Source organism: Alcanivorax sp. 24, from assembly GCF_004360225.1.
In the GTDB taxonomy this organism is placed as follows: Bacteria; Pseudomonadota; Gammaproteobacteria; order Pseudomonadales; family Alcanivoracaceae; genus Alloalcanivorax; species Alloalcanivorax xiamenensis.
Genome location: NZ_SNUA01000043.1, coordinates 1 through 952, shown reverse-complemented (window position 1 = coordinate 952; position 952 = coordinate 1). Strand labels below are relative to the sequence as shown.

The window sequence follows — 952 nt, the reverse complement described above, 5'->3', positions numbered from 1 at the left end:
CCTATGTACTCACCTTTTTCATTAATAAAAGGTAACTTACGCATTTCAAACCAGCGCTTTTCACCATCAACGGGGTATTCAACGTCAAGCGTCAGAGCTTGATGGGTTTGAGATACTTTTTTGTCGGTGCGCAGTACTTCTGGTAAATAATCACTTGGGTAGATTTCTTCGCCACTTTTACCAATTAGCTCATCGCTACTTTTACCTATCACTTGTTCAAACATTTTATTACAGCCAGCAAATACACCATTGTTATCGCGGTAATAAAATAAATCGGGAGATGAGTCGACAATAGAGCGCAATAGCATGCCTTGTTGCGCAAGCTCTTGTTGGGTTTTCTTACGCTCGGCGATTTCGCGTCTAAGTTCTTCTATTGCTCTGTGCTTGGCATGAAACGCCATTTTACGCTCATCAATCTCTTCGTTTAAGCGACTGATATTATCTTTTAGCGTTTGGTTGAGCAGTTTTTCTTGTTTGGTTGCGCTATCTAGGTAGCTATAAGAGGCTTCTAATTGGCGAATTGAGTTAAGCAGTACAGTTATTAAAATCGGCGATACCACCGCAGTGAAGAACATCACCGCTAAAACATCAACTAAAGTTACCGTTCCAACTGCTACATAATAAAACATGCACGATAAGATCAGCGACATGACCAATAATAAGGCATAACAGGCGGCGGCAGTTTTAAACTCACCATACTTAGAAATAAAGCTTGAGAGTGTGAAAAAAAAAAAAAAAAAAAAAAAAAAAAAAAAAAAAAAAAAAAAAAAAAAAAAAATAAGATGTATTGCAATTGAAAATGTCTCTTATAGACGTCTATGAGACAAAGAGTGTGTAATAGAACGAGTGTGCCGTGTCTGGGATGAATATATACAACTCTGTCTGTGCAGAGCACTCACATCTCTACACAGTATACACTATAGCGTTGGGGCACATATGATAGCTACCTATT

General features: G+C 38.1%; 1 protein-coding gene. It reads right to left on the bottom strand.

What is annotated here, in order from left to right:
* On the bottom strand, positions 1-629 hold a 629-nt coding region (locus E0L37_RS21185; RefSeq protein ID WP_205655671.1), incomplete at its 3' end, for a PAS domain-containing protein.
* Between the last annotated feature and the right edge of the window lie 323 nt (positions 630-952).